Annotated in this window: 3 protein-coding genes; all 3 read right to left on the bottom strand. The window is 76.6% G+C overall.

The features are described 5' to 3' along the window. Positions 1–2: 2 nt before the first annotated feature. A complete protein-coding gene (locus tag ACXJKF_RS16705) occupies positions 3–1,709 on the bottom strand; it encodes a hypothetical protein (RefSeq protein ID WP_456788840.1) in 1,707 nt (568 codons plus the stop codon). Next, the gene (locus tag ACXJKF_RS16710) at positions 1,706–5,914 is read right to left on the bottom strand and encodes a hypothetical protein (protein WP_456788841.1); all 4,209 of its coding nucleotides are present in this window, start codon (positions 5,912–5,914) and stop codon (positions 1,706–1,708) included. The genes ACXJKF_RS16705 and ACXJKF_RS16710 overlap by 4 nt, the downstream gene beginning before the upstream one ends. Next, positions 5,911–7,088 (bottom strand): hypothetical protein (locus ACXJKF_RS16715; RefSeq protein WP_456788842.1); only part of this gene is annotated, 1,178 nt, incomplete at its 5' end. The genes ACXJKF_RS16715 and ACXJKF_RS16710, both read right to left, overlap by 4 nt.

Genomic DNA, 7,088 nt, shown 5'->3' on the forward strand with positions numbered 1-7,088 from the left:
GCTCACGGCGGCTCGGGGCGCAGAAGCCGGTCGGTGGCGAACCCGCTGCGAGCGGGTCCGGCGCCGGTGCGGACGCGGCGGCCCATCCAGAGGTGGACGGAACCGTCGGCGCCGCGGGCCCGCTGGTACCGCCGGTCGATGCGCAGGCCCGCGTCGGGGATCGCCTCCTCGTCGATCCGCAGGGGCCGGCGGGCGTCGAGGATGCGGCCCATCGGGACCAGGCGGCCGGGCGGGACCGACGGGTCGGTGGCGGCCATCCGCGCGCGGCGCAGGTAGACCTGTGCCGTCGCGGAGTCCGCGGCCCCGCGACGGACGGGGACGAACGGGATCCAGTTCTCGGGGACCGGCCGGAACGCCTCGTACGTCCAGTCCTGCCCGGAGCCGTCCTGCGCGTCCTCCTCGGCGGCGCGGCGCGCCAGGGCGTCGCGGTCGACCGACCGGCCGGACGACGCGGGCGCCCTCCGCTCGACCGCCCACACGAGGTTCGCCGCGTCGTCGCGGACCAGGTCGACCCGTTCCCACGCGGGGCCGGACTCGGCGTCGGGCAGGGCGGGGGCGACGAGCAGCAGCGGCGCCCGCCGGTCGGCACGCTCCGGCGCGTCGGGACCGTCGTCGCCCTCCAGCTCGAAGAAGCGCCAGACCCGGTCGGGACCGTCGATCACGGCCGTCGCCGGGATGACGTTCCGGCCACCGAAGTCGTCGTGGACGACCACCTGCTGGACCCGGCTGACGGACCCGGCCGGGACGACGAGGGGGAACCCGCACCAGTCGTCGCCGTAGGTCGCCGCGAACCCGCCGACGACCGCCCGGACGAGGTCCTCGGGCCCGGCGGCGAGGTCACCGAACGACACGACGCCGTCCTCGATCTCCCAGAACCGTGCCGCGGGCATGCCGAGGAAGCGCAGCGGCGTCGGGAGCACCGTGACGTGACGCTCGCGCGGCGCCCCCTGGGCTCCCAGCGGGTCCGCCGCGGGGCTGCGCCGCAGGTGGTACCAGTCGAGCGTGCCGCCGCGGTACTCCTCCGCGGCGAAGGTCAGCTCGCCCTGCGCCGTGGGCGCGCCGACCTGGAACTGGTACTCCAGCGGCCGGGACCGCCACGACGACGACCCCGCCGCGTCGGGCAGCCGGACGAGGTCGCGGACCGTGTCCAGCCACTGCTCGACCACCCGTGCGACCCGGGCTCGGAGGTCACCGGTGACCCCGAGGTCCGCGACGAGCGCCGCGACCGCGTCCGTCGACGACGCCAGGTCGGCGGCGAGCGCCTCCCCGTCGAGCGAGCGGCGCGCGAGGAGCTCGAGCTGGGCACGCCCGACCGGGTCGAGGCCGTCGTCCCGCGCCAGGGTCGCGGGGGAGCGGGACCGCAGCCGTGCACGGGCGTCGTCGGGCACACCTGCCGCGGCGAGCGCGCGCAGCAGCAGCCAGCCGACCTCGAGCGGCAGCCGGTCGTCGTCAGGCGGCTCCTGCTCGACGAGCACCTCGAGCGGACGGTCCGCCCGGCGCGCCACGTCTCCGCCGCTGCTTGCGAACGCGGTGATCGGGCTGCTCACGACGTCCGCGGTGACCAGGACCGGGCTCGCGGCGTCCTCGCCGTGGAACTCGCCGAACTGCCACTGGCGGGCGAGCGCCCACAGCGGGTCGGCGGTGTCGGCGGCGAGCCCCTCGGCGATCTCGGGGTCCCGCGTCGCACCGTGGAGGCGCAGCCAGCTCACGTCGGCTCTCCTCCGGTTGCGGTGATGCGCGTGCCGCTGCTCAGGACGACGGCCGGCAGGAGCTGACCGTCGCCTGGCAGCGCGTCCGGGCTGATCGCGCGGGACTGGGCGAGCAGGAGGGTGTGGCGCAGGCAGTCGGCGACCCCGGCGACGTCGAAGCGCTCCCCGGCCCGCGCCACCGCGAGCAGCACCGCGTTCGGTGCCTGGGCCGACGGCCGGTCGATGTGCACCGCCACGCCCGTCGTCGCCAGCCGGTCGGGGATGACCTCGGTCCAGCTGTCGACGACGAACCCGGCCAGCGGACCGCTGCCCGGTGGGCCCGTCACGCTGAACCACGCGTCGCGCGCGCCCGGCTCGGCGACATCGGCCCACCCGATCCACGCGTCCCCGACCGCGTCGGGGCTCTGGGCGAGGTCGCCGGAGACCAGCAGCCGACCGGAGGTGAGCTCGGCCAGCCGGCAGGCGCTCAGGAACGTGTCGACGCCGGTCCGGACCTTGGCCACCTGGGCGAGCCACCCGACCGCCCGGACCGCCTCACCGGTCCGGGCCGCGAACGAGGAGGCGAGCGGTGCGGGGACTCCGTCGGGCAGCAGCGGCAGGACGGGCACCGGCACCCCCGCCAAGATCTGCAGCTGTTCCACCGCCTGCGCCGCGGTGGGCCCGGGGTGCTCGTCGCGGTGCTGCTGCAGCGCGTCGTGGCGCGCGTCGCCGGGCGGCACGCGCGCCTCCGCCGCACCGACCCGGGCGAGCAGGTCGGTGGTGTCCCACGACCGGCCCTCGGCGGCCAGGTCCGTCGGGGCCAGCGCCCGGAGCCGGCCCAGCGTCGCGGCGACCGCACGGGCGAGGACGACGAGCTCGTCGAAGGTGAGCAGGTCGTCGGCGAGGCCGTCAGGACGCCCGGCGACGAGGTCGGCGCCCTCGGGAGCGCCCACCGCGTCGAGCACCCGGCGGCGAAGCTCCTCGACGCCGTAGACCAGGTCCAGCGCTCCCACGTCGAGCACGCTCAGGTCGACCGGCTCGCCCCCGGAGGTGAGCCGCACCCGGACCCGGTCCGGTGGTCCGAGCAGGCTTCCCACCCACCGCTCCAGCCGCGGCTCGACCGCGGCGAGCACGCTGTGAGCCGCGCCCGGCCATCCGTTCCCGCCGACGGGCACCCCGAACGTCCCGATGACGTGGTGGGTGACCAGCCGCCCGCCGCGTCGCGTGGCCGGCAGGTTGATCGCGGGCAGGCCGGCGTCGCCCGACCCCGTCGCGGCGAGGGTGGGCGCCGCGACCGCCTCGTCGCCGCGCAGCAGGGCGTGCACGGACTGGGAGAGCAGGACGTCGGCGACGGCGTCGAGGTCGCGGGCGCAGCCGACCAGCGCCCGCTGGACGCCCGCGGGTGCGCGGGTGAGCAGCGTGTCGAGCTCGGTCCGGACGGCGGCCTCGGCGGTCGTCTGCTCGATCCCCTCCGTGAAGGCCCGCGCGGCGAGCAGCCCGTCGGCGACCCGGTTCGGGGGCTGCCCGTCGTTGCCCGCGCCGCGCAGGACGGCCGCCCGCACCTCGTCCACCCAGGCGTCGAGGTGGCTGTCGTGCAGGCGCCGTTCGAGGCGCGCACCGAGCAGGCGTCCCAGCTCGTGGCCGCTGCGGACACCCTCGAGCAGGGACTTCGCGGTGCGGACGCGGGCGGAGGACAGGTCGACGGCCAGCGGGGAGCCGGCGTCCTGCGTGCCGAACGCCGCCCACCCGCTGCGCAGCACCGCGGCGGTCGTGGCCTGGTCGAGGCTCGGCGCGTGGATGTGACCCTGGCTCGCCCGGCCCGCGCGCTGCCGGACGCGCACCAGCCACCCGTAGCCGCCGACCTGGAGCCCGGTGCGCCGCTTGGTGCGCTGCTCGGCGAGGCGGCGCGACGCGATGCTCGTCAGCCACGCGTCGGTCCGGTACATCGCCAGCCCGAGCGTGGCGCGCATCAGTCGTTCGAGGTCGCGCAGGCCCGCGGGACCGTGGTCGTCGAGGTGGTCGCGCAGCCGCTCCAGCGCCCTGGCCGTCGCGTCGGCCTGTCCCCGGCTCACCGTCTGCGCCGCCGACTGGACGAGCTGCTGGAACAGGGGCGCCGCGACGGTGTGCGCATAGGACGGCTGGGAGCCGCCGTCCACCCACGCCCGCAGGCTGCCGGCGACGCCCCCCAGCCAGTCCGAGAGCACGGCGGGCGCGTCGTCCTCGCCGTCGGCGACGAGCACCCCGACGGGCTCCTCGGTGCCCTCCTCGCCGAACGCTGCGCAGTACAGGAGCGGTGCGTGGTCGGTGCCGAGCTCGTCGCGGGGCGCCAGCGGCGTGAGGAACGGCGTCGCGTCCTCGACCCGGCCCTTGTGGCGTGCCGCCATCCCGAACAGGTCTCCGGTGAACAGGCCCTCCGGGCGGGGGATCGGCGACTTCACGAAGTCGGCGGCGGCCTGGGCCGCAGCGCGTTGCGCCTCTGTGCCGGGGGCGTCCTCCAGCCCGTCGGACATCGCGCTGAGCGCGTCGACCTGGGCCTGCACGCCCCGCGCGCCCCGCGCGTCGGCCTCGTAGCGCAGGAACGTCGAGTAGAAGGCGTGGCTCTCCAGGTCCTCCACGGCGACGACCGACCCGTCGGACAGGGGCACCAGCGCGCACAGCAGACCCGCGAGGCCGAGCCGCGCCGAGAACAGGTCGCCGAGGTCGTCGTGCGTGTCCTCGACGGTCCGCAGCCGCAGCTCGCGCACGTGCGGCGTGGCTCCGACGATCGCGCCCACGTCGGACGCGTCCTCGGCGGCCTGCCCGGCGGGCGCGACGTCGGCCGCGTCGGGGTCGAGGACGGGCACGGTGTCGAGAGCGCCCAGCCACGAGACCCAGAGCCGGTACGCGAGGTCCTCGACGTGGTCGGCCGTCGTCGTGGCGTCGGGCCTGGCCCCGAACCGGGTCACCGGGAGCAGCCCGTACGGGTGCCGGCCGGCGAGCAGGGTCGGCAGCGGTCCCTCGGCGCGCACGTAGTCGACGAACCAGGTGCGCGAGCGTGTCAGTGCGTCAGGGGACAGCAGCGGGGTGCCGTCGTCCGCCCACCGCATCGGGTCGCTGAACCAGCGTCCCCACGTCGCCGGCCACAGGGCGACGTTCGCCGCGCGGGCGAGCCGCGGCTGGGGATGGTCGGCGTGGCCGGAGCGGTGCACGGCCGTGTGGCCGTCGAGGCCGAGCGCCACGGCCACCGCGTCGGCGGGTCCGGCGACGTACAGGTCCGCCGGGTCGGCGAGCGCGGCGGGGGACCGCGCGCGGTCGCGCTCCAGCTCCGCCGCGAACAGCTCGTCGGCGGTGGGCAGGACCGCGTCCCCGGTCGCCTGCTCCGTCGTGTTCGTCGGGGTGCCCGGCGGGATCACCTCGAGCCCTCGGGTGCTGCGGTGCGCCTCGAGCAGCGCGCGGAACGTCTCGTCGTGCTCGGTGCCGACGGCCGTCCCCACGACGAGGAGGCGGTCGTAGCCGGCATCCCCCGGTGGTCCGACGCTGCTCACGGGGATCCGGACGACCATGCCGGCGTCCTCGGCGGCGGTCAGGTCGATCATCCAGTCCAGGCCCTGGGCCGTGAGGAAGTCGCGCGCGTCGGCGTCGGGAGGCAGGTCGACGAGCGCGGGCGCGGCCGCGAGGTCCGCCCGGACGGCGTGCTCGGCCCAGAACGGCCCGTGGACCTCGTCGCCGACGTCGACGAACGCGGCCCAGCGCGCGGGCAGCAGCCGACCGAGGCCCGGCGTCGTCTCCTGCCGCCCGGGGACGGTGGCGAGCACGGGGGGCTTGCCGGGTCGCGTGGGCGGGTCCTGGGCGGGTTGGGTCGCCGCGGCGACGTACGCCGCCCGGTGAGCGCCGAGCTGGTCGGTGAGCCAGCCCTGGGCCTGCGCGGCCGCGGTCGCGTCGCCCGCCGCGTCCCACACGGTCGTCCAGTAGACCTGCGCCAGGGCCCGCTCCGCGTCGGTGAGCGTCGCGTCGTGGGTGTCGACGTGGAGGTCGTCGCAGAACACGCGGACGACGAGCTCGGTGGGGTCGCGATCGGGCAGGAACCGCGCCTCCAGGCGCACCGGCAGCAGCGCGAGCGGCAGCTCGGGGTCGAGCACTCGGAACAGGATCGAGGGGTCGACCTGCGGGTCGAACGTGTCGTCGGGCACGGGCGGGCCGACGCGCGGACCGTCGTCCACCTCGCGCGCGCGGCGCCGCGTCCTCATGACCCGACCAGCCGGGACGCGAGGAACAGCCGGCGGTAGGGCGGCTGGTGGACCGCCGCGGCGAGGTGCGCCGAGTTGCGGCCCCACCGGACGCCGCCGAACTCGGGGCGCCCGAGGCCGGGGATCGACGAGGCGCTCACGTGGGTCGCCCGCGGTGGGAAGTCCTCCCAGGTGAGCTCGTCCCAGCCGGTCAGCGGGCCGTCGCGGTGGACGTCCAGCCCGAACCGCGGCGCGAGGACACGTTCCTCGAACGCGACGAAGTACTCGGGCGTGCCGAGCACCTCGGCTGGTGGCAGCGGGAAGCCCACGACGACCGTGTCCGCGTCGAGCGGGCACAAGAAGCTCGGCTGGACGGCTGACTCGACGTCGGGCTCGCCGTCGGCGGTCTGCGGCGCGAGGAAGACGTTGAGGTCGGGGTAGCGGCGCACCAGGTCGCCGCGGACGAGCAGGGCCGTGGTCGCGGCGGCGACGGGCACGTTGTCGGTGACGCTCGTGGTGCGCCCCCAGCCGGCCAGCGGTGCGATGTCGACCGTCGCCGGGTCGGCGTAGGCGAAGAAGCGGGCGAAGAACGTCGCCGCGAGGTCGGCGGGGTACTCCCGCCACAGCAGCTCCTCGGCCATCTGGTGGTTGGCCCCGACGAGCAGGGCACCGACGAACCCGCCGTTGACCCCGAGCAGACGGACCCGGTTCGACGGGAACGTGCCGACGCCGGGCACGATGACGTCCGGGTCGGCCTCCAGGAGGTCGAAGAACAGCGGGTCCTCGAACGAGGGGCCGAGGTGCAGCTCGGCGGGCAGGTCACCGGGCGGGAGGGTGTCGAGGGCGGGCACCCGCGCGACCAGTCCGGTGCGGGCAGCTGCGAGCGGCTGGGAGCCGGTGATCGCGGCGGCCACCTCGGTGGCGCTGACGCCCGTCGAGCCCATGACGCGTGCCGCCCGCGGGACGCCCACCCGACGAGGCAGGATCGGCGCCTCCCCGCGCACGAAGCGCGTGAGAGCCGCGCCGCCGACGTGCTCGGCCAGCTCGAGCGTCTGGTCCGCGGTCGCGAGGTCACTGTCGAGCACCCAGCCGCCGCCCGCGTCGCCCGCGGCGAGCTCGACGTCGAGCGTCGCCGCACCGGGGGGCGTGGCGACCTGCCGGTAGGTCAGTGCGGCGCGCTGCGCGACGGTCGCCC

Source organism: Cellulomonas sp. P5_C5, from assembly GCF_054049655.1.

Excerpts from the sequence above, each read along its gene's own strand:
- ACXJKF_RS16710 (WP_456788841.1), bottom strand. The coding sequence starts at position 5,914 with ATGAGGACGCGGCGCCGCGCGCGCGAGGTGGACGACGGTCCGCGCGTC.